Origin of the sequence: Vibrio sp. L5-1 (assembly GCF_021728315.1) — a bacterium.
In the GTDB taxonomy this organism is placed as follows: domain Bacteria; phylum Pseudomonadota; class Gammaproteobacteria; order Enterobacterales; family Vibrionaceae; genus Vibrio; species Vibrio splendidus_K.
The window spans coordinates 832,325-852,644 of record NZ_JAKKCQ010000003.1 but is presented as its reverse complement, the minus strand read 5'-3'; the positions used below and the strand labels follow the sequence as shown (position 1 = coordinate 852,644).

Below are 20,320 nucleotides of genomic sequence, written 5' to 3'. Positions count from 1 at the left end.
AAATCGCTGTCTACGTTTTGTGCAAAGCCTTCCTCATCCATTGAATGTGAGGTGTGAACCCCATTTTTTGATAGAAGTCCTTGGCAGGTGAATTAAAGTCCCAAACCTCTACAAAGACTTGTTCAACCCCATAATCATCAAAAGTCGCTTCAACTTTGCTAAACAACTTTTCAGCAATCGATTCTTTTCGATAATCAGGCAAGACAAACAGTTCATCGACACTCCCCATCGGCACCGGTTTACTCACCGTTGAGATAAGCTCACAAAAATGTCCGGAGATAAAGCCAACAATGAGCTCACCTTTTAATGCCACATAAACCAAGCATTCAGGATCATCCAAGTAACGTGCAATGCTTTTTTCCTGCTCAATCTCTTCTGCCGTTTTAAAGTGCTCTGGGCTAGCAAGGTGGTGATGATGGTGGAGATCGAACATTAACTCATTAAGTTGTTCCAAATCCGTATGCTTTGCAGCCCTTAAGGTGACATTCATGACTATTGCGCTTCTCAAACCAAATTAATATCTAAACTGAGTCTAGTTTACTTGGCGTGAGTATCTATACAAGTTATTGAATTAATTCATTGTTTGAAGTGCGTATTTTAGATACAAAAACGGCCACATTACGTGGCCATTCTGTTTGAATGATTTTGAATTAAACGAATATCTAGGCTTTAGCTTTAGTTGTAGCTTTATGCACCGTTGTCCTCTTTCTCTTCTTTGAGGTCGGCAAGCTGTTTTTCTAGTTCAATAAGCTTAATTTCAGCCTCTACTTCAGCAACTCGCTTTTCTGCATCGGTGCGATTGTCTTGCGCTAGACCATCGGCAGTGACTTGGGTTCGTTGTGCGTTTCTCGCATCATCCGTATCTTTCATTGAACCAGCAACACCACCGGTCACACCACCTAATGCAGCGCCCTTCACGGCTAAGCTCGCATCTCCAGTTAAAGCACCTGCTGTCGCTCCTAATAAAGCACCACCTATTGCACCACGATTACGCGCTGCGTTTTCATTTTCGTTGTCAGTTGCAGGTGATGCACAACCAGAAAGAGTCACAATCAGTGTCGCTAAAAGAAAAGGTTTAGTGAATTTCATAGGAGTCTCGCTTAGTTCTTTGTTTGGAGTAGAGTCATCTTAAGCAGAACCGTTAACCAGATAAATAAAGCCACCTTTAGGCGATACATCATTTTCAGCTATGTATCATTCATCCACCACATAACTGATTTATGATATATGTCTTTGCGCTCGCTTTATCCTGACATACAAAAAAGGCGACCAATAAGGTCGCCTCAATCGCTCTTTCTCTATAATTCTTCTCTTTCAGATACCGCTCTTAGCCTTTGGACCAAAAGTTTTGCATACTTTCTGCGCTAGGTGGTGGCCTAACACCGCAATCTCGATAATGATTTTTATCGCCGATCCCCAGTATTTTGCCATTTTCGTCGTCAATCATTGCGGCAACTTTAACACCGTCTCCCACATGACGAGTTAACACGACAATTTCTCCGGCTCTTTCAGATCTTACCGCGCCTAAGATTTGATATTCGTAGCGGCCTTTCCTTGAATTAACGATCATCGTCGAGTTAATAGGGTCGGCTTCATATCCCACACCAATATCAAACACGGCTTGATAGAGATCGACGCCAGTCTTGGATACACATTTAAATATCTTGGGATGACTCAATGGCTCTAACAACGCTCTACTCGCTTCATCCTTTGAAATACTGGCACTAGCAGCACCACTGACCAGTAAAGCAATCAACAAAAAGTAAGCTCGCATAAAAAGACCTCAATATGTGGGATTCATAATGAGGTCATAGTAAACGTAATGGATAAGCGAATGAATAAAGTAGAGTTTAGGTAAACCATCACGCTGGCTTATGTATAAATCAACAAGCCGAAGAGCATACTACCTAAACTGCAACATCTATTTACCGAGCTTTTCAGCAATTTCAGTTAAGCTGGTAGGGTCGTCAATCGTCGAAGGCACCACATATTGTTCACCTTCTGCGATCTGTCGGATAGTTCTGCGTAAGATCTTACCTGAACGTGTCTTAGGTAACCTCTCAACAACCAAGGCTTGCTTAAAACAGGCGACCGCGCCAATCTCATTGCGAACCTTGCCAACCAACTCCGCTTGCAACTCAATACCATCGACTTTTACGCCATCTTTCAGCACAACTAAACCAAGAGGTAGCTGGCCTTTTAAGTCATCGTGAATACCGACTACCGCACATTCTGCAATGGCTGGGTGACCACCCACAATCTCTTCCATTTCTCCGGTCGACAGACGGTGTCCCGCTACGTTTATCACATCGTCGATACGACCCATGATAAATAGATACCCATCTTCATCAAGATAGCCACCATCCCCAGAAACATAATAGCCCGGGAACTGACTCAAATAGCCGGATTCAAACCGATCATGATTGCGCCATACCGTAGGTAAGCAACCAGGCGGTAATGGTCGTTTAAGTGCCACAAACCCTTGTTGATTCGTTTGTGCGAGTTCACCCAATTCATTGAGGATCTCCACTTGGTAACCGGGTACTGGCTTGGTTGAAGAACCCGCTTTTACAGGCAAAGATTCAAGCCCTGTTGGATTGGCAGAAATAGCCCAACCCGTTTCGGTTTGCCACCAGTGGTCGATAACCGGTTTATTGGTATGAGACTCGACCCAATCCAATGTTGGCGGGTCCAAACGCTCTCCCGCCATAAAAATCGACTTGAGCGATGATAAGTCATACTTGGTGAGCAACTCACCTTCAGGATCTTCTTTCTTGATTGCTCTAAACGCGGTTGGGGCAGAAAACAGCACATCAACATTGTATTCTTCACAAACACGCCAGAATGCGCCTGGATCGGGTGTTCTTACCGGCTTGCCTTCAAACAGAATAGAGGTGCAACCGTGAATCAGTGGCGCATACACAATATAGGAATGCCCCACGACCCAACCGACATCAGAAGCTGCCCAAAACACACCATCTTGCGGCATATCGTAGATAGTGCTCATCGAGTATTTCATCGCGACCGCGTGACCACCATTATCACGGACTACGCCTTTCGGCTTACCGGTGGTTCCCGATGTATAGAGGATATATAAAGGATCGGTTGCCAAAACGGGAACGCAGCTATGTGGTAGCGAATCCGCAACGGCCTGCTGCCAGAGTACATCTCTATCTTGGTTCAGTTCAGCCAGACATTGCTCTCTTTGGAATACCACGACTTTTTCTGGTTTCCAACGGCTGTCCATGATCGCTCTGTCAACCATTGGCTTATATGGCAGAACCTTGTTTATCTCGACTCCACAAGACGCTGTAATCAACACCTTAGGCTCAGCATCTTCGATACGAACTGCAAGTTCATGAGGAGCAAAACCGCCAAACACCACAGAGTGCACAGCCCCCAAACGGGCACACGCTAGCATTGCCATCGCGGCTTCGGGAATCATCGGCATATAAATAACCACACGATCACCTTTAGTCACGCCCTGTGTTGCTAACATGCCTGCGACTTTTGCCACTTGGTCACGTAATTTGTTGTAAGTGTAGGACGACTGAGTACCCGTTACAGGCGAGTCGTAAATCAACGCCACTTTATCACCGCGACCATTTTCACAATGATAATCCAGCGCCAACCAACACGTATTCATCACCCCATCAGGAAACCAACGTTCAATGCCGTTATCGTCAGTTTGTAATATCGTTTTCGGTGACTCAAACCAATCTATCGATTGTGATTGTGTTTCCCAGAACGAATTAGGATCTTCCCTCGCCCATTGATATTCGGTGATGTAATCTGTTTTTTTATTCATTCGATTCGTAGCAGACATAGTGCCTCCTCCATGATTAATCCATTAGTCCAAGCACCTTGCTTTTAGCAGTGTCACTTGGGTGCACTCTTTTCTCAGCGTTGTGTTCGTGAACATTTAACCGTTCACGACAATCGCTTTACTTAGGAAAAGGCACACGGATGACACCTTCCATGATCACTCGAGCACTACGACTCATAATCGCCCTCTCAATTTTCCACCCACTTTCGGTCTGCAACGCTTTCGCACCTACCTTTAAGGTTCCTGACGGGTGGCCAAAAGTCACCGATTCACGTTGGCCTTCACCAGCAGCCAAATTAACCAGAGTTCCAGGAACACTTGCAGCAGAAGCAATCGCAACCGCAGCCGTTCCCATCATGGCGTGATGAAGCTGCCCCATCGACAAGGCACGAACCAAAAGATCAGTATCTTCAACAGGAACCGTTTTACCACTTGATGCTTTATAGGTTTGAGGTTTAGCGACAAATGCCACCTTAGGAGTATGTTGACGAGACTCAGCTTCTTCCAAGGTATCAATTAGCCCCATCTCAACCGCACCGTGCGCTCGGATAGATTCAAAAAGTGCCAAGGCTTTTGAATCGCTATTAATATCGGATTGAAGTTCAGTTCCACAATAGCCAACAGATTCTGCATCAACAAAGATGGTCGGAATCCCTGCATTGATATAGGTTGCTTTGATACACCCCAATTCAGGGACATCTAAGAAATCGACCACATTTCCAGTTGGAAACATTGAGCCATTGCCATCGGCAGGATCTAAGAAATCGACTCGTATTTCTGCCGCAGGAAAAGTCACGCCATCAAGCTCAAAGCCACCTAACTCTTGGACTTCACCATTAATAATAGGCACATGAACAATAATGGTTTTCTGGATATTCACTTGCCATACTCGCACCTCAACAACACCGTTTTCAGGGATACGAGTCAAGTCAACCAAGCCACTATGAATAGCGAACGGACCGACCGCTGCAGACAAGTTCCCACAGTTACCACTCCAATCCACAAACGGCTTATCTATCGCCACTTGGCCGAATAGGTAATCAACATCGTGATTGGGTTTGCTACTTTTGGAAACAATCACAGTTTTACTGGTACTTGAAGTTGCCCCCCCCATACCATCGGTTTGCTTACCATAAGGATCTGGGCTACCAATGACTCGTAAGAGTAATTCATCTCTCGCGTCACCCACCATTTTCGCCGCTTCAGGCAAGTCTTCTAGATTGAAGAAAACCCCTTTGCTCGTCCCGCCTCGCATATAAGTTGCAGGCACTTTGATCTGTTTGTTTGTCATATCAAGCTCCTACTGTGCAAGAAAGTCTTTGGCAAAACGCTGCAATACACCACCAGCGCTGTACACATTCACTTCATCTGCGGTATCTAGTCGACAGGTCACGGGAACATCAAGTTTTTCACCGTTTTTACGAGTAATGACTAGAGCCAAATCAGAACCTGCTTGGATGTCACCATAAACGTCGTAAAGCTCGGTACCGTCCAATTCTAAGGTGTTGCGATTGGTCCCCGCTTTGAATTGCAGAGGCAGTACGCCCATGCCAACCAAGTTGGTTCTGTGAATTCGTTCAAACCCTTCAGCCACAATCACTTCAACACCCGCTAAGCGCACACCTTTGGCAGCCCAATCACGTGATGAACCTTGTCCATAATCGGCACCAGCAACGACAATCAAGGGTTGTTTACGGTTCATGTAAGTTTCTATCGCTTCCCACATTCGCGTAACTTGACCTTCGGGTTCAACCCTTGCTAATGAACCTTGCACGACTTCTCCAGCGTCCCTCACCATTTCGTTAAACAGCTTAGGGTTGGCGAATGTTGCTCGTTGCGCGGTTAAGTGATCACCTCGATGGGTCGCGTAAGAGTTAAAGTCCTCTTCCGGCACTTCCATTTTGGTGAGGTATTCCCCCGCTGCGCTCGAAGCGAGAATCGCATTTGAAGGGGATAAGTGATCCGTAGTAATGTTGTCACCCAGAATCGCTAAAGGTCTCATACCAGATAGGTTTCGTTCTCCCGCAAGAGCTCCTTCCCAATAAGGTGGTCTGCGAATATAGGTACTTTGAGGTCGCCAGTCATAAAGCGGTTCAGTCGTTACCTGTTCTTCGTCTGGCTGGAACATTTTCACGTAGATCTGTTGGAATTGCTGAGGCTTAACATGCTCACCGACAACCGCATCGATCTCTGCGTCACTTGGCCACAAGTCACGTAAATAGATCGATTTTCCGTTGCTGTCTGTACCTAAGCTGTCTTTTTCGATATCAAAGCGAATCGTACCAGCTAAGGCATAAGCGACGACCAATGGCGGTGATGCTAAAAAGGCTTGCTTTGCGTATGGATGGATTCGACCATCGAAATTTCGGTTCCCAGATAACACAGCGGTTGAGTACAGGTCGCGGTCGATGATCTCTTGTTGGATTTTAGGATCTAACGCCCCGCTCATCCCGTTACAGGTCGTACACGCATAACCCACGATACCGAAGCCTAATTGTTCAAGTTCGGGAAGCAAACCTGCGGACTCAAGATAGAGCTTGGCAACTTTAGAGCCTGGAGCAAATGACGTTTTTACCCATGGCTTACGAACTAATCCAAGCTGATTGGCTTTCTTAGCCACCAATGCTGCGGCGACGACATTTCTTGGATTACTGGTGTTTGTACAAGAAGTAATTGCAGCAATAATCACAGCACCATCAGGCATTTGTTCATCGCTATATTTCGCCGAATGTTGTTCTTTCCACGATGATTGGCTAATGCCTTGTTTGGCAAGTTCACTGGTTGGTAAACGACGATGTGGATTGGATGGCCCTGCAAGGTTGCGCTCAACTTTAGACAAATCAAACTCAAGCACACGTTCGTATTGAGCGGAATCTAAATCATCGGCCCATAAGCCAGTTTGCTTAGCGTACAGCTCAACTAACTCAACCTGCTCAGGCTCGCGTCCTGTCAGCTTTAGGTATTGTATGGTCTGTTCATCGATATAGAACATACCTGCTGTCGCGCCGTATTCTGGTGTCATATTCGATATAGTGGCGCGGTCACCAATGGTCAGTGCACGTGCGCCTTCGCCAAAGAATTCCAAGTAGCTTGAGACAACCCTTTCATTGCGAAGAAACTCTGTAATCGCAAGCACGATATCCGTTGCGGTTATCCCTTCTTGTCTTTGACCCGTTAACTTCACGCCCACGATGTCCGGTAAGCGCATCATCGACGGACGACCTAGCATCACCGTCTCGGCTTCCAAGCCACCTACACCGATAGCGATAACGCCCAAAGCATCAACGTGAGGAGTATGGCTATCGGTCCCGACACAGGTATCAGGAAACGCGATGCCTTCTTTAGATTGAATAACTGGAGACATTTTCTCCAAGTTAATCTGGTGCATGATCCCGTTACCCGCTGGGATCACACTCACGTTTTTAAACGCGGTTTTACACCATTCAATAAAATGAAAACGGTCTTCGTTTCTGCGCTCTTCAATCGCGCGGTTTTTATCAAATGCTTCGTTATCAAACCCGGCATGTTCCACTGCCAAAGAGTGATCAACAATCAGTTGAGTTTCGACCACTGGGTTCACCTTGGCAGGGTCTCCGCCTTGGTCGGCAATCGCATCGCGTAAGCCAGCTAAATCAACTAAAGCGGTCTGACCTAGAATGTCATGACACACCACACGCGCAGGATACCAAGGGAAATCAAGGTCACTCTTGCGTTCAATGATCTGTTTTAAGCTGTCTTCAAGAGTTTCAGGATCACAGCGTCTTACTAATTGCTCTGCCAATACTCTCGACGTATAAGGCAAGGTTCTATAACTGCCCGGAGATATCGCTTCTACCGCTTCGCAAGCATCGAAATACTCTAAATGAGTTCCGGGTAAAAGTTTTCGGTACTGATTTTTATCAAGGTACTGAGCTTGTTCAAGTTTCACATCAGACATACATCCACCATTATCTGTTAAATTCTATTCGTTGGTTCTTGAGGCCTTGTCGTATGAAGACGGAAGTCACCTCAAGACATAAGTCGGCTCGTTATAGAGGGCTAACGTAGATGAATAGGTAACCATTCTTGATGCTCTGGCCCGGTGTAGTCTGCACTTGGACGAATGATGCGATTGTTTTCTCTTTGTTCGAACACATGCGCCGTCCAACCTGTAAGGCGGCTCATCACAAAGATCGGAGTAAACAATTTGGTTGGGATATCCATGAAGTGATATGCCGATGCATGGAAGAAGTCAGCATTACAGAACAAGCCTTTCTCGCGCTTCATAACCGCTTCAACACGTTCTGAAACGGCGTAAAGCTGTTTATCACCGACCTCTTGAGCTAGCTCTTTTGACCAACGCTTGATTAGCGCATTTCGTGGGTCGCTTTCACGATAAATGGCATGACCGAAGCCCATAATTTTGTCTTTGTTAGCGAGCATATTCATGATGTTCGCTTCCGCTTCATCAACGGTTTGCCAATCTTGGATCATTTCCATCGCCGCTTCATTTGCACCACCGTGTAATGGACCTCTTAACGTGCCAATCGCTGCGGTAACACAAGAATGAATGTCAGATAAAGTTGATGCGCAAACTCGAGCCGCAAATGTAGATGCATTAAACTCATGTTCTGCATAAAGCGTCAGTGAACAATGCATCACCTGCTTATGAAGGTCGCTTGGGGTTTTATCCGTTAGCATTTTCAAGAAATAACCGCCAATGCACGCTTCGCTTTGATCTTCAGTATCAACGCGCACGCCATCGTGGCTAAAGCGGTACCAATAACAAATAATCGCAGGGAAAAGCGCAAGCATTCGTTCGGTCGCGGGCAGTTGCTCAGAAAAATCAGTCTCTTGCTCTAGATTACCCAGCATTGAACAACCTGTTCTCATCACATCCATTGGATGAGCGTCTGCAGGGATAAGCTCTAGTGCTGCTTTCAAAGGTTGAGGTAAGCCGCGCAAACCAACCAACAATGTTTTGTAATCGTCTAGCTCTGTTTCACTGGGTAAGTGACCTCTTAGTAGCAGATGCGCCACTTCTTCGAACTGAGCATGATTAGCAAGGTCGGTAATGTCATAGCCACGGTAAGTTAAACCCGTTCCTGACTGACCTACCGTACATAGCGCCGTGGTTCCCGCACTCTGACCACGTAGACCAGCACCACCGATTGCAGGTGCGCTGGCTGGTGCACTTTCTGTATTTGCGTTTTGTTGTTGATTTTCTGTTGAAGCCTTATCGACAGCTGCTTTATCACTCAAAGATACAGACATGGTGAACTCCTTTTCTGTGTTAGCCGCCTGCACTCTTTGGTGCTGCCTGTTTATATGTCCGATGATCTTTATCATCGGTACTGGATATGGCGACTAACCATTTCACGTTATTGGATTAATTTGATTTTTGATTAATTGAAACTGGTTTACCCTTCACTTGAAAACAACTGATCAAGCTTATTCTCGTAGTCGTGGTAATTCAGGTGTTCGTAAAGCTCTTTACGGGTTTGCATTGAATCCAACAAAGCTTCTTGATTACCTTCAACTAACAAGTGTCTGTAAACATTCTCCGCTGCTTTGTTCATTGCACGGAACGCACTCAACGGGTAGAGCACCATGTCGACACTTGATTGGGCTAACTCGTTACAGTTGTAGAGTGGTGTTTGGCCGAACTCAGTGATGTTCGCGAGAATAGGCACGTGCTTACCCGTTGCAGATTTCAGCGCCGCCGAGAACTTCACGTATTGGTCTAGCTGATTCATCGCCTCAGGGAAAATCATGTCAGCGCCCGCTTCAACACACGCAATCGCTCGTTCAATCGCACTATCAATACCTTCAACCGCCAATGCATCCGTACGCGCCATAATCACAAAGCTCTCATCGGTTCTAGCATCTGTTGCCGCTTTGACTCTATCTACCATCTCTTGCTGGCTCACAATCGCTTTATTTGGTCGATGACCACAGCGTTTCTGAGCGACTTGATCTTCCATGTGAATTGCGGCTGCGCCTGCCTTCTCCATCGCTCGAATGGTACGTGCAATATTGAATGCGCCACCAAATCCCGTATCGATATCCACCAGCAAAGGCAGATCACACGCATTGGTAATACGTTCAACATCCACCAGCACATCGTTCAATGTCGTAATACCTAAATCAGGCAAACCATAAGACGCATTGGCGATGCCTCCACCAGATAGGTAAATAGCTTGATGCCCCAAGTTCTTTGCCATCATCGCGCAATACGGATTCACCGTGCCGACGATCTGCAATGGGTCGTTGTCTTGCACAGCTTGTCGGAACTTTGCTCCTGCTGATAACTTCATAATGACGCTCCCTGTTAATTGTTTATTTCTAGCTAACCTTTAAGACTTACGACTTTTGGTTATCGCCAGCACTGATCCGCTGACAGATTCCAATGGTCGCTTAATCAAGATCTTTGGATTGAATTTGTTGTTCTATAAGCAATCGACTACCCGAGATGTGTCGTCGCATTAGCATTTCTGCTAGCTCTTCATCGCGATTACGAATCGCTTGTAGGATGTATTTGTGTTCATCGAGCGCCTCTTTTGGTCGAGACTGAGCCCTAGGCGATTGATAGCGGTACATGCGTAATAGGTGATAAAGCTCGTCACACAACAACGAAATGAGTTTGCTGTTACGACTCGCTTTAATAATGCGGTAATGGAAATCGAAATCCCCATGTTGATGAAAGTAAGAAGAACCCTCAACTTCATCGATGTGCTTTGAGTGTGTCGACAATAACCCTTCAAGCCCAATCAACTCATCTTGTGTGATGTGCCTCGCTGCTAAGCGAGCCGCCATGCCTTCCAATGCCTCCCGCACCGCGTAAAGCTCTAGCAGTTTGTCAGCCGAAAAAGTAATAACTCGAGCGCCGACATGAGGAATTCGCTCAATCAGGCCAAGCCCTTCGATACGCATTATCGCTTCACGTAATGGTCCTCGACTTACCTCGAAGCGTTTAGCCAGTTCAGGCTCCGAGATCTTACTGCCCGGTGGTAATTCACCGTTAACAATCGCCTCAACGAGATACTCTGTCAGATTTTCCGACTTAGTGTTTTCTTTGTCGCTCACACGTGTTTTCGTGTTTGCACTTAAGGTGAGATCTTTTATCGCAGTATTCATATTCACGCTGCTCACTTCTGATTGCCGACCCTAACTGTCAACAATTTCATAACATGAACATAAAATACACGATCAAATTGTCGACAATCAAGTAGATTGTCGACAATTTAGACTAAGGTAGTACTTTTACTAATCGGTAGAGAAGTAGTAAAACGAAGCCATAAAAGAAAATAAATAGATGCTATTCATTAAGTTAAATCATGAGTAAGCTTCAAACCCTTACCCACCCCAAATTTGCTCGAAAACAATGTGTCGACAACTGACAGTCAACTTTTAGAGATAGTATTCATTTCTACTCATCAGCTATTTAGACCAAAAAAAGAGAAGCAATGATCGCCTCTCTTTATTATTCACAAGATTAACACTCTCAAAATTGGTTAATCACGAGACATCAACATAGTGCTTGCCAATAAAGACATGCCTATTAGCACTACCCCTAAGTTACCAATCTCACCAGCAAGCCCTAATCCCCCACCAATTAAACAGTAATACAACAATCCTAGAACCGCCCCTGCTGTGCCAACTTGCTGTTTATAATTGACCAACGCCGTACTAAATATATTAGGACTTGCCATACCAAACCCTACAACCACAGCAGCCATTCCTAAAAGAAACCAAAGGCTGTCTTGGTAAAAGTACACCTGAACAGCCCCAACAAAACTGATTAACACCGCGATCTGAATGAGCCTTTGGGAACCCCATTCTTTTACTAGCAATCGTTTATTCATCGAGCTTCCTAAAACAGATGCTGCCGCTAAGATCACGCCACTGTAACCAAATTCAATGGAACTTAAGCCAAACTGGCTGAACATAAATGGCGCTAAAGAATAATAGCTAAACATCATGACATTAAAGCAAGCCACAAGAATCGCACTTTTCCAAATATCTCTATCTTTTAGCATTACCGTGAAAATACCAATAAAGCTGACTGTTTTAGTATCAGCAGGTTTCGTTTCGGGTAAGGAAAAGGCCGATACGATCAGCAATATAAAAGCCATGACAAGCAATAAACTGAACACCACTAAGTGTCCAAAATATTCAGCAATCAATCCTCCTGACATTAAACCAACAACAGGGCTGATTGATACTGCAACAATTGCTAACGAAAACACTTTCCCTAGCTCTTTGCCTTCATAGCTATCTCGCAATATTGTTTGACCAATAACTGAGCCTACCGCCGCCCCAAAAGCTGAAACAACCCGCGCAATCATGACCATATCAAATTGAGTTGCCGTGATGGCTAAAAGGCAACCAACACCATAAGTAAACAAACCACACAACATCGCTTTTCTTCGGCCAATAAGATCAGAAACTCGTCCCCAAAAAACAACACCCATAGCAAAAGAAATAAAGTAAATCGACAAGGTTTGACTAGCGCTTGCCATTGATACACCAAAATAATCAACTAAGTGCGGCAATACTGGGCTGTAGATAGTTTCAACAATTTGGGGGAACATCAGCAGAACGATGATCAGTCCCATATGGGGTTTTTTATTCATATTATTCTCTTCTAAAACTGGAATAAGAGAAGTATATGGATTTCATTTATGTTCAAATATCAACAGTAGAACAACAAACATCAAAATAAGGACAAATAATGTTAATCGATGACAACACACCTTTTTATGTTGATGGAATGCCCTATCCCTTTGTCGGCATTGCCGCCCAAGTCGGCAGGCACGATTCTGGTATGCATACACACAACCGTGCACAATTGTTATTTGCACCACATGGTTGCATCAGTATTACCCTCGACGGAATGCATTGTGTGTTGCCGCCCACCAAAGTTGCGTGGATACCCGCAGGAATTGAGCATTGTGCAACCATGACCAATGTCGTGGCCTATCGTTCGCTTTATTTTGATCCTCTTCGCATTAAAAACTTGCCTGAAGAGTTAAGTATTCTTAACGTCACACCACTACTAAAGGAGTTGATCGAACGAATGGCTTTTTGGGATTGGGATAAACCTAGTGAAGAGCAACAAAACACATTGGCGTTGTGTTGCGAGGAACTTTCTTACGCAGAAAGGAACGAGCTAACGCTACCTTTACCCAAAGATAAACGATTAGCGTTGTGGTTAGAAAAAGTAAAACTAGGAACACAGTTACCTCAACCACTCAATGAAATGGCCAAGCATATTGGAGCAAGCAGCAAGACCGTTAGCCGATTATTCATCAAAGAAACGGGGATGCCTTACCAAGCTTGGCGTCAACAATGGAGGCTGTTAAGTGCCATTGAGCAATTGTCAGAAAAAAAGAGTGTCTCTGTGGTTGCCCACGAGTTAGAGTTCTCCAGTGACAGTGCGTTTATTCATTTCTTTAAGCAACACACCGGAGAAACCCCAACTCACTACATGAAGTGAGGTCAACAGCCATTCATGCTTTCTGGCAAAGTTAAGCAGCGACGCCTTCAACTACATATTTTGATAGGTCTATATGATCGATCTGTTCCGGTTTTAAATACGTTTCGGCATAACGGATATGTGTCCCGCTAGTTAGGAACAACCTAAACAGTTCTATATCGAGATGCTCGTCCAACGCCATTTTGTACATGATATCGACAGCAACACTAATCGGCTTCGCTTTCTTATACGGCCTATCCGCAGCGGTTAATGCCTCAAAAATATCGGAGATCACCAGAATACGTTCTGGAATTGAAAGATCGTCGCCAGTCAACTTCCTTGGATATCCTGTGCCTTTGAGTGTTTCGTGGTGCGTCGAAGCATAGCGAGGAACACGGCTTAGCTCTTTCGGGAATGGCAGATTCTCAAGCATCTTAATCGTGCCAAGCATATGCTCATTTATCTTGAATCGGTCTTCAGCAGTTAACGTACCACGTGCAATGCTCAGATTGTAGACTTCGCCTAAGTTGTATAGATGCTCCGGCACATCCATTTTGATTTGATGTTTCGGGTCAAACTCTAACGGCCTATCTCTTTTCACTATATGTTCAGGCTTATCACTTAACAGCAGCTCTGTCGCTGGCAAACTTGAACTCGATTCTCGATTCAAGGCTTCTATCGGTGATAGACCAAGTTGATCATCAAAGTTACGCATCCAAGTCGTCTCAGCTATCGAACGAATGCGAGCAACTTTGTCGTCACTCATGAATTCCCCCCCCACGTTTGATATCGCGATAAAGGCAAAGTCATCTTGTAGCTGCTGTTTCGTTGCCGCAAGCTCATCGGCTATCAGTTGCGTTGATAGAGTACCTTCAAGTTGTTTTCTCAAAGCAGTGATTTCCGCATCACGCCAAAGTACTTCAAAACGAGTTCTCACCTCGTGGATTCGGTTGTAGTTCGCTTCTAGCTTCGTACCTTTATCGACGATGTGTTCCGGTGTCGTGATCTTGCCACAATCATGAAGCCAAGCCGCAATTCTAAACTCACGGCGTTCGTCATCATTTTTAAACTCAAAGTCTTTGAAGTGCTCAGATTGTGATTGTTCAGCCGCGTCAGCCAACATCAAGCCGAGTTCTGGTACACGATTACAATGCCCTGCCGTATAAGCGGACTTATCATCGATCGCTTGAGCGATGAGCTTGATAAACGACTCAACAAACGCCTCTTGCATCTGTTCATGTCGTTTAATCTCCATAGCCATATCTTTTACGGCAACAGATAATTCCCATACTTCTTTGATTCGAGTATCAAGAATTGTCACGTTGTCATAATCACGCAGCTTAACCTTATGAGTCTCTTCCTCTAATTGGCGAATTGGATGCACTATCGGCGCACCAAAAGCCCAAGCAATAGGCAACGTCAAACTCATCAGTAACACCGTTACACCAACAGAGGTTGCTAGACGTTTATTGACTGTACTGAAGACTTCAGATTCGGGAATCAATACCGAAAAATACTCAGAGTAGTGTTCGCCCGTGTCTATTTTCTTTAAATAGAGATGTTTGATCTCGCCATTCAACTCTACCCTTACCATACTGCCTTCAACCGTTGCTTCCTTAGTCAAATCATAAAGTTCAGTATAAGGAACCGTCGTATTCGTATTAAAGCCGGTATCATGCAGCCACTTTTTCGCTAAGGCATCAAGTTGTTCACCACTTAACTTGCTGATAGCTTGATCAATGATTGGAAGCAATTGTCTATGCTTGCTCTGCAGCACCAAATGGAATTGGTTTGAGTAGTTCTGTTTTAGATCTTCTAGAGTCCCATTGACAACAAGGCCTGGCTGGAAAAACCTATCTAATGCAAACGAGAGTACGGGTTCTGCTTCTAAGAAAGCAAAGTTCTCTTCGCTTTCAATTGAATTAAATGCAGACTCTAGGTTTTCAAATTCAACTAAATCAATGTTCGGAAAATCCTCTCTCAACTTAGGAATAATTGACCACCCAGATAAAATGGCAACTTTTTTACCCTCAAGCTCGGCATAATTAGTGACAACCTTCGCACCGACCCTTGTCACGATAGAAAATGGCAATTCATAAATTGGAGCCGTGTATAGGCCATCTATGCCATTATTTTTATAATTTTGAACCGATTGCAGGCCATCAATACTTCCTTCTTGAAACTTACTGACAAGCTCGCCCCAAGAGAAACCATTAACAAATTCAAACCTGATCCCTGTCATCTCACCAATCATTTTAAGAAGGTCTATCGCATAGCCGTTTGGTTTTCCCGCCACTGAAAAGTCCATCGGCCCCCAATCATTTTGATTAGACACTAACAGCGGAGGGGTATCGTTAACCAAGGCTTGCTGCTCAGACGATAGCATCAATGTTGGTACATCAAACTCCGATTCCTGATTGTTAACCTTGAGGTTAGACGCAATAATATTACCCGATTTCGAATATAAGAAAGACTCAACCTTACTGTCTTCTGCTAAGCCAAGCGCCGTACTTGATAGTTTGCTAGCCAAAGAAGACAACACAATATCAATACCAATCACATGTTGAACTTCAGATTCTATTTTTGAATCAAACGCTAAAGAATAAGTTTGCCCGGTAATTTGTAAATGCTGGAAAAGATATGGCTGAGTTTTTTCGACCGACTGAACATTAGCAGAAACATACCAAGGCCTGGTCGTTGGAAGGTAGTTGCTCTGCTCCGTAGTTGAGTTTCTTAGCGTAAACTCTTGGTCAAAATATTTCGTCGTACGGACGCGATCCTCCCCTATATTACGAATCTCAACCACAACCCAACGGTCCGTTTGTTGTGCACCGATTTTTTCTCTAACGACAGGGGCAGATTCTAGATTAATAATTTGGAAGAAGTTTTCATTAGACGAGCCAATGTAAATACTATAAAAGAGAGGGTTATCTTTAATTGCTTCTGAAAGAATAGTACGCGACTCTTCTTTCGATATTTTGTTACTTATAGAACGTTTCACTGAAGAAAGTAAACGCGCGGTATTGGCTGCGTCAGAATCAACCGCGCCGATATAGTTACTCAGCTCTTGGGACACCATCGTCAACTTTGATAGGGTATTCTCAGTCGCCATTTTTTTACTGAAGTAATATTGCAGTGAAACCGCAACAACAGCGGTAAGAAATGTCGCGAGTAAAAACATTCCTCCAACAGTAAATCGTAACGAAATTTTTTTGTCTGTCATTATTCGATCCTTGAATAACCACTAGCTCAGAAATGTAACGTGCCAGCTATAATCATATTATTACAGTAGCACTGCACACCTAGCAACATATTATTCTATATATTAAAGAGCGCCTCTCCATATCACTCTTTGTGTCGCAATAAGTACCCTCTTTAATGATACACAGCAGCATAAAGCGACCAGCAGTCAAAAAAATTGTTCACATAAACTCCAGAAAAACCTAGTTATTATTGCTGGAAGAGTCCTACAGCCACGTCTCCGTAAACTTTATGAACTTTATTCACCCAATGTTCTTTATCCTCAATATCGCCGCATTAAAGACAATTCGTTAACACATCGTTAACTTTAACCTCATCTGCTAAGCAATGCTCTACTCGTGTGTTTAGCAGCTGGATATAAAACATAAGTTTCTCTCCATTGAAGAGATCCCCTACATAAGGAACGTGAACCATGTTCAAGGCACTGAAACCTACTCTTGCGGCTTCTATTATCGCAGCAACCTTTTCTTTCAACACTTTTGCTGCTGACCTAGAGAAAATCCACTTCCTAATCCCTGGCGGTGCTGGCGGCGGTTGGGATATGACGGCTCGTGGTACGGGTGATGTATTAGTGAAATCAGACATCGTTGAAAATGTCTCTTTCCAAAACTTGTCTGGTGGCGGCGGCGGTAAAGCCATTGCACACCTAATCGAAACAGCTCAACGCCAAGAAGACACGCTGATGGTGAACTCAACGCCTATCGTTGTTCGTTCACTGACGGGGATCTTTCCTCAATCTTTCCGTGACCTAACTCCTGTCGCTGCAACCATTGCCGATTACGGTGCAATCGTCGCGTCTGCGGATTCGAAGTACGACACTTGGGAGGATGTAGTAAAAGAGTTCGAAACCAACCCACGTAAAGTGAAAATCGCAGGTGGTTCAGCTCGTGGCAGTATGGATCACCTTGTGGTAGCAGCGGCGTTCAAAGGCGAAGGTTTCGACGCTAAGAAAGTACGTTACATCGCCTACGATGCAGGCGGCAAAGCAATGGCAGCGCTACTGTCTGGCGAAACACAGCTTCTTTCTACTGGCCTTGGTGAAGTGCTAGAGATGTCTAAATCTGGCCAAGTGAAAGTGCTTGCTGTAACGGCACCAAAGCGTCTTGACGCTGCACCTAACATCCCAACACTGACTGAGTACGGCAACGAAACCGTATTCGCTAACTGGCGTGGTTTCTTTGCAGCACCGGGTACAAGCCAAGCGAAGATCGACGAATGGAATGTAGCGCTTGGCAAAATGTACAAAACCGATGAGTGGCAAGTGGTTCGTGACCGTAACGGTTGGATCGACAACTACAAAGCTGACAAAGATTTTTACGCCTTCCTAGAAGACCAAGAAAAACAGATGGGCGACCTAATGCGTGAGCTTGGTTTCTTGAAATAACCAACAACCATAGAGGGCCTATGTGCCCTCTTACTCTTTCCTTGTTTCGCCGTACATGAGTTAACTTCAAACTCCTTTGTTTATTCGTAGACGTATTACTAACACTTGCCGATTCGTTGTAAACGCAAGTGGCTGATAAACCAGTACCGTAATTCGCTTACCTTTGGTTAGTGATCCCAGACATTTCATTGACTCGCTCATGTACGGCTTTTTTATTTTTTATACCACCCCAAATGGAGTTGGATATGTCGGACTTACCAACCAAATTTCTGAGTAAGGAATCTTTGCTTTCGAAGGATCGCATCGGAGCCATGCTCTTTATGCTTGCGTGTTTATGCTATGGCTACCAAACCACGCTGATTCCTTTGTTCCCCGGTGACGAGTACGAACCCTTCACAGCAAGAACCTTACCTATCCTGCTAACGTTTATCGGCATTGGCCTTTCGTTGATCCTGCTTATAACCGGACAGCCGGATAAAAAAGTCACATGCGACACTACGCCGCTGAACTGGAAACTGCTTATTGGCTTCTTGGTGTTAATGGCTCTGTACGGTGTTGGGCTGACTTATCTTGGCTTTGTTTTAGCAACCAGCTTCTTCTTACTTGCAGGCTTTTACCTACTGGGTGAGCGCCGCAAAGCTGTCTTATTTGGCGCGTCGTTTCCTTTCGTTATCGCGTTCTTTCTTTTATTAACTCAAGGCTTAGATATCTACCTAGAGCCTGGTTTAATCTTCACTCTTTGGTAGGGATAACATTATGTTAGACGGAATTTTACAAGGACTTTCGACCGCCGTGATGCCAATGAACATCATGATGGTAATTGTTGGCTGTTTTGTTGGTACCTTTATTGGAATGCTACCGGGACTCGGTCCAATTTCAGCAATCGCGTTGATGATCCCGATTACATACGGCCTAGACCCTTCTTCTGGCCTAATCTTGATGGCTGGTGTGTACTACGGCGCTGTATTTGGTGGCTCGACGTCATCAATCTTAATCAACGCTCCGGGTTGTTCTTCAACGGTAGTAACCGCATTCGATGGCTACCCGATGGCACAAAAAGGCCAAGCTGGTAAAGCGTTGGCACTCGCGGCTTACTCTTCTTTCACTGGCGGCACGCTTTCGGCAATCATGCTTTTGATTGCGGCTCCGGCTTTAGCAAGCGTCTCATTGAGCTTCCAGTCTTCAGACTACTTCGCATTGATGCTATTAGGTTTATCGGCTGTAGCGGCGTTTGCGGGCCCAGGTCAGGTGATCAAGGCATGGATGATGACCATTCTTGGTTTGATGCTATCTACTGTTGGTATCGATAAAGGGGTTGGTGTTGAACGTTTCACTTTCGGCCTAACGGATCTGATGGATGGCTTTAGTTTCCTACTTCTTGCTATGGCAACCTTCGCTTTAGGTGAGACTTTAATGGGTATTTTGAAACCAGAGAAAGACACTAGCGGCGAAGAAAGCCAAAAGATGGCTGATATTGGTAGCATGAAAATTACCAAAGAAGAGTTCAAAGAAGTGGCGCCAGTTTCGATTCGCTCCTCTATTCTAGGTTTCTTTACGGGTGTGTTACCGGGCGCAGGTGCAACTATTGCGGCATTCCTAAGCTACGGTATGGAACGTAGCCTTGCGCCAAAAGACAAACAGAAAGAGTTTGGTAAAGGCAGTATTCGTGGTCTTGTTGCTCCTGAATCAGCAAACAACGCAGCTTCAAGTGGTTCATTCGTTCCGCTGTTAACGCTTGGTATTCCTGGCTCTGGTACTACCGCAATCATGCTTGGCGCCCTAATCGCTTACGGTATTCAGCCAGGCCCTCGCTTGTTTGTTGAACACCCAGATGTATTTTGGTCAGTAATTATCTCGATGTACTTTGGTAACATCGTACTGGTTATCTTGAATCTGCCTTTAATCCCTTACATCTCTAAACTGCTCGCGGTACCAAGAACGGTACTACTGCCAATGATTATCTTCTTCTCAATCACAGGCGTGTACTTGGTGTCTTTCAACACGATGGATGTTTTTGTAATGCTCATTGTTGCGATGGTTGCGATTGCGCTGAGGTTGGCTAACTTCCCACTTGCCCCATTACTCCTAGGTTTTATCCTTGGTGGATTAATGGAAGAGAACCTACGACGTGCATTGATGATCAGCGATGGCGAGCTGAGCTTCCTATGGGAACGACCAATCACGATGACGTTCACTATTCTGGCTGTGCTGGTACTATCTAGCCCAATCTTAGTAAAACTATTTAGAAGCTTTAAATCGAAGCCAGTAGAAGTGTAAAACTCTACCAATTCAACTAAACCTCAACGAAAGGAGCCATTGGCTCCTTTTTTCATTTATCTAGTAAATTCGAACCAGCAGTTAAAGATGGTAGCAAACTCACAAACCTACCTTT

Annotated in this window: 15 protein-coding genes; 4 read left to right on the top strand and 11 right to left on the bottom strand. The window is 44.8% G+C overall.

Features of this window, described 5'->3' with window-relative positions; translation table 11 throughout:
* Nucleotides 1–10 precede the first annotated feature (10 nt).
* The 10 genes from L3V35_RS16115 to L3V35_RS16070 all read right to left on the bottom strand — a co-directional run bounded on the left by L3V35_RS16115 (nucleotide 11) and on the right by L3V35_RS16070 (nucleotide 12,441).
* Nucleotides 11–490: a GNAT family N-acetyltransferase gene (locus L3V35_RS16115; RefSeq protein WP_017100229.1), complete on the bottom strand. Its 480-nt coding sequence runs from the start codon at nucleotides 488–490 to the stop codon at nucleotides 11–13.
* A 197-nt stretch (nucleotides 491–687) separates the two neighbouring features.
* Nucleotides 688–1,089 (bottom strand): glycine zipper domain-containing protein, encoded by a 402-nt coding sequence (locus tag L3V35_RS16110; RefSeq protein ID WP_016791280.1) that lies wholly within the window; start codon nucleotides 1,087–1,089, stop codon nucleotides 688–690.
* 238 nt (nucleotides 1,090–1,327) lie between these two features.
* Nucleotides 1,328–1,774: a hypothetical protein gene (locus L3V35_RS16105; RefSeq protein ID WP_054547694.1), complete on the bottom strand. Its 447-nt coding sequence runs from the start codon at nucleotides 1,772–1,774 to the stop codon at nucleotides 1,328–1,330.
* Nucleotides 1,775–1,921: 147 nt separating this feature from the next.
* Nucleotides 1,922–3,826, bottom strand: a complete 1,905-nt coding sequence (locus L3V35_RS16100; RefSeq protein ID WP_054547693.1) for a propionyl-CoA synthetase — start codon at nucleotides 3,824–3,826, stop codon at nucleotides 1,922–1,924.
* A 118-nt stretch (nucleotides 3,827–3,944) separates the two neighbouring features.
* Nucleotides 3,945–5,117, bottom strand: coding sequence for a 2-methylaconitate cis-trans isomerase PrpF (prpF, locus tag L3V35_RS16095; protein ID WP_054547692.1), 1,173 nt, complete (start codon nucleotides 5,115–5,117; stop codon nucleotides 3,945–3,947).
* Between the two features lie 9 nt (nucleotides 5,118–5,126).
* Nucleotides 5,127–7,763: a Fe/S-dependent 2-methylisocitrate dehydratase AcnD gene (gene acnD, locus L3V35_RS16090; RefSeq protein WP_054547691.1), complete on the bottom strand. Its 2,637-nt coding sequence runs from the start codon at nucleotides 7,761–7,763 to the stop codon at nucleotides 5,127–5,129.
* 101 nt (nucleotides 7,764–7,864) lie between these two features.
* Complete coding sequence (gene prpC / locus L3V35_RS16085) at nucleotides 7,865–9,079, bottom strand: 2-methylcitrate synthase (protein WP_237300276.1); 1,215 nt, start codon at nucleotides 9,077–9,079, stop codon at nucleotides 7,865–7,867.
* A gap of 146 nt (nucleotides 9,080–9,225) precedes the next feature.
* A complete protein-coding gene (gene prpB / locus L3V35_RS16080) occupies nucleotides 9,226–10,122 on the bottom strand; it encodes a methylisocitrate lyase (protein WP_171330677.1) in 897 nt (298 codons plus the stop codon).
* A gap of 100 nt (nucleotides 10,123–10,222) precedes the next feature.
* Nucleotides 10,223–10,942, bottom strand: coding sequence for a GntR family transcriptional regulator (locus L3V35_RS16075; RefSeq protein WP_237300289.1), 720 nt, complete (start codon nucleotides 10,940–10,942; stop codon nucleotides 10,223–10,225).
* Between the two features lie 377 nt (nucleotides 10,943–11,319).
* Entirely contained in the window at nucleotides 11,320–12,441 is a 1,122-nt protein-coding gene (locus L3V35_RS16070; protein WP_237300275.1) for a multidrug effflux MFS transporter, read from the bottom strand.
* 98 nt (nucleotides 12,442–12,539) lie between these two features.
* Between L3V35_RS16070 and L3V35_RS16065 the strand changes: the two genes are divergently transcribed.
* A complete protein-coding gene (locus L3V35_RS16065) occupies nucleotides 12,540–13,304 on the top strand; it encodes a helix-turn-helix transcriptional regulator (RefSeq protein ID WP_017080800.1) in 765 nt (254 codons plus the stop codon).
* 31 nt (nucleotides 13,305–13,335) lie between these two features.
* On the opposite strand, the gene L3V35_RS16060 is transcribed toward L3V35_RS16065, so the two are convergent.
* Nucleotides 13,336–16,506 carry an HD domain-containing phosphohydrolase gene (locus tag L3V35_RS16060; RefSeq protein ID WP_237300274.1) on the bottom strand — a complete coding sequence of 1,057 codons (3,171 nt, stop codon included), beginning with the start codon at nucleotides 16,504–16,506 and terminating at the stop codon, nucleotides 13,336–13,338.
* Nucleotides 16,507–16,956: 450 nt separating this feature from the next.
* Between L3V35_RS16060 and L3V35_RS16055 the strand changes: the two genes are divergently transcribed.
* From L3V35_RS16055 to L3V35_RS16045, 3 genes are all read left to right on the top strand, one after another.
* A complete protein-coding gene (locus L3V35_RS16055; protein WP_017076146.1) occupies nucleotides 16,957–17,928 on the top strand; it encodes a tripartite tricarboxylate transporter substrate binding protein in 972 nt (323 codons plus the stop codon).
* 245 nt (nucleotides 17,929–18,173) lie between these two features.
* The gene (locus L3V35_RS16050; RefSeq protein WP_004733594.1) at nucleotides 18,174–18,674 is read left to right on the top strand and encodes a tripartite tricarboxylate transporter TctB family protein; all 501 of its coding nucleotides are present in this window, start codon (nucleotides 18,174–18,176) and stop codon (nucleotides 18,672–18,674) included.
* A 10-nt stretch (nucleotides 18,675–18,684) separates the two neighbouring features.
* Nucleotides 18,685–20,205: a tripartite tricarboxylate transporter permease gene (locus tag L3V35_RS16045; protein WP_004733593.1), complete on the top strand. Its 1,521-nt coding sequence runs from the start codon at nucleotides 18,685–18,687 to the stop codon at nucleotides 20,203–20,205.
* The last annotated feature ends 115 nt before the right edge of the window (nucleotides 20,206–20,320 follow it).

What these genes read in the sequence shown, in the direction of transcription:
- L3V35_RS16115 (WP_017100229.1), bottom strand. Translation starts at nt 490, where the DNA reads ATGAATGTCACCTTAAGGGCTGCAAAGCATACGGATTTGGAACAACTT.
- L3V35_RS16110 (WP_016791280.1), bottom strand. Translation starts at nt 1,089, where the DNA reads ATGAAATTCACTAAACCTTTTCTTTTAGCGACACTGATTGTGACTCTT.
- L3V35_RS16105 (WP_054547694.1), bottom strand. Translation starts at nt 1,774, where the DNA reads ATGCGAGCTTACTTTTTGTTGATTGCTTTACTGGTCAGTGGTGCTGCT.
- L3V35_RS16100 (WP_054547693.1), bottom strand. Translation starts at nt 3,826, where the DNA reads ATGTCTGCTACGAATCGAATGAATAAAAAAACAGATTACATCACCGAA.
- prpF (WP_054547692.1), bottom strand. Translation starts at nt 5,117, where the DNA reads ATGACAAACAAACAGATCAAAGTGCCTGCAACTTATATGCGAGGCGGG.
- acnD (WP_054547691.1), bottom strand. Translation starts at nt 7,763, where the DNA reads ATGTCTGATGTGAAACTTGAACAAGCTCAGTACCTTGATAAAAATCAG.
- prpC (WP_237300276.1), bottom strand. Translation starts at nt 9,079, where the DNA reads ATGTCTGTATCTTTGAGTGATAAAGCAGCTGTCGATAAGGCTTCAACA.
- prpB (WP_171330677.1), bottom strand. Translation starts at nt 10,122, where the DNA reads ATGAAGTTATCAGCAGGAGCAAAGTTCCGACAAGCTGTGCAAGACAAC.
- L3V35_RS16075 (WP_237300289.1), bottom strand. Translation starts at nt 10,942, where the DNA reads ATGAATACTGCGATAAAAGATCTCACCTTAAGTGCAAACACGAAAACA.
- L3V35_RS16070 (WP_237300275.1), bottom strand. Translation starts at nt 12,441, where the DNA reads ATGAATAAAAAACCCCATATGGGACTGATCATCGTTCTGCTGATGTTC.
- L3V35_RS16065 (WP_017080800.1), top strand. Translation starts at nt 12,540, where the DNA reads ATGTTAATCGATGACAACACACCTTTTTATGTTGATGGAATGCCCTAT.
- L3V35_RS16060 (WP_237300274.1), bottom strand. Translation starts at nt 16,506, where the DNA reads ATGACAGACAAAAAAATTTCGTTACGATTTACTGTTGGAGGAATGTTT.
- L3V35_RS16055 (WP_017076146.1), top strand. Translation starts at nt 16,957, where the DNA reads ATGTTCAAGGCACTGAAACCTACTCTTGCGGCTTCTATTATCGCAGCA.
- L3V35_RS16050 (WP_004733594.1), top strand. Translation starts at nt 18,174, where the DNA reads ATGTCGGACTTACCAACCAAATTTCTGAGTAAGGAATCTTTGCTTTCG.
- L3V35_RS16045 (WP_004733593.1), top strand. Translation starts at nt 18,685, where the DNA reads ATGTTAGACGGAATTTTACAAGGACTTTCGACCGCCGTGATGCCAATG.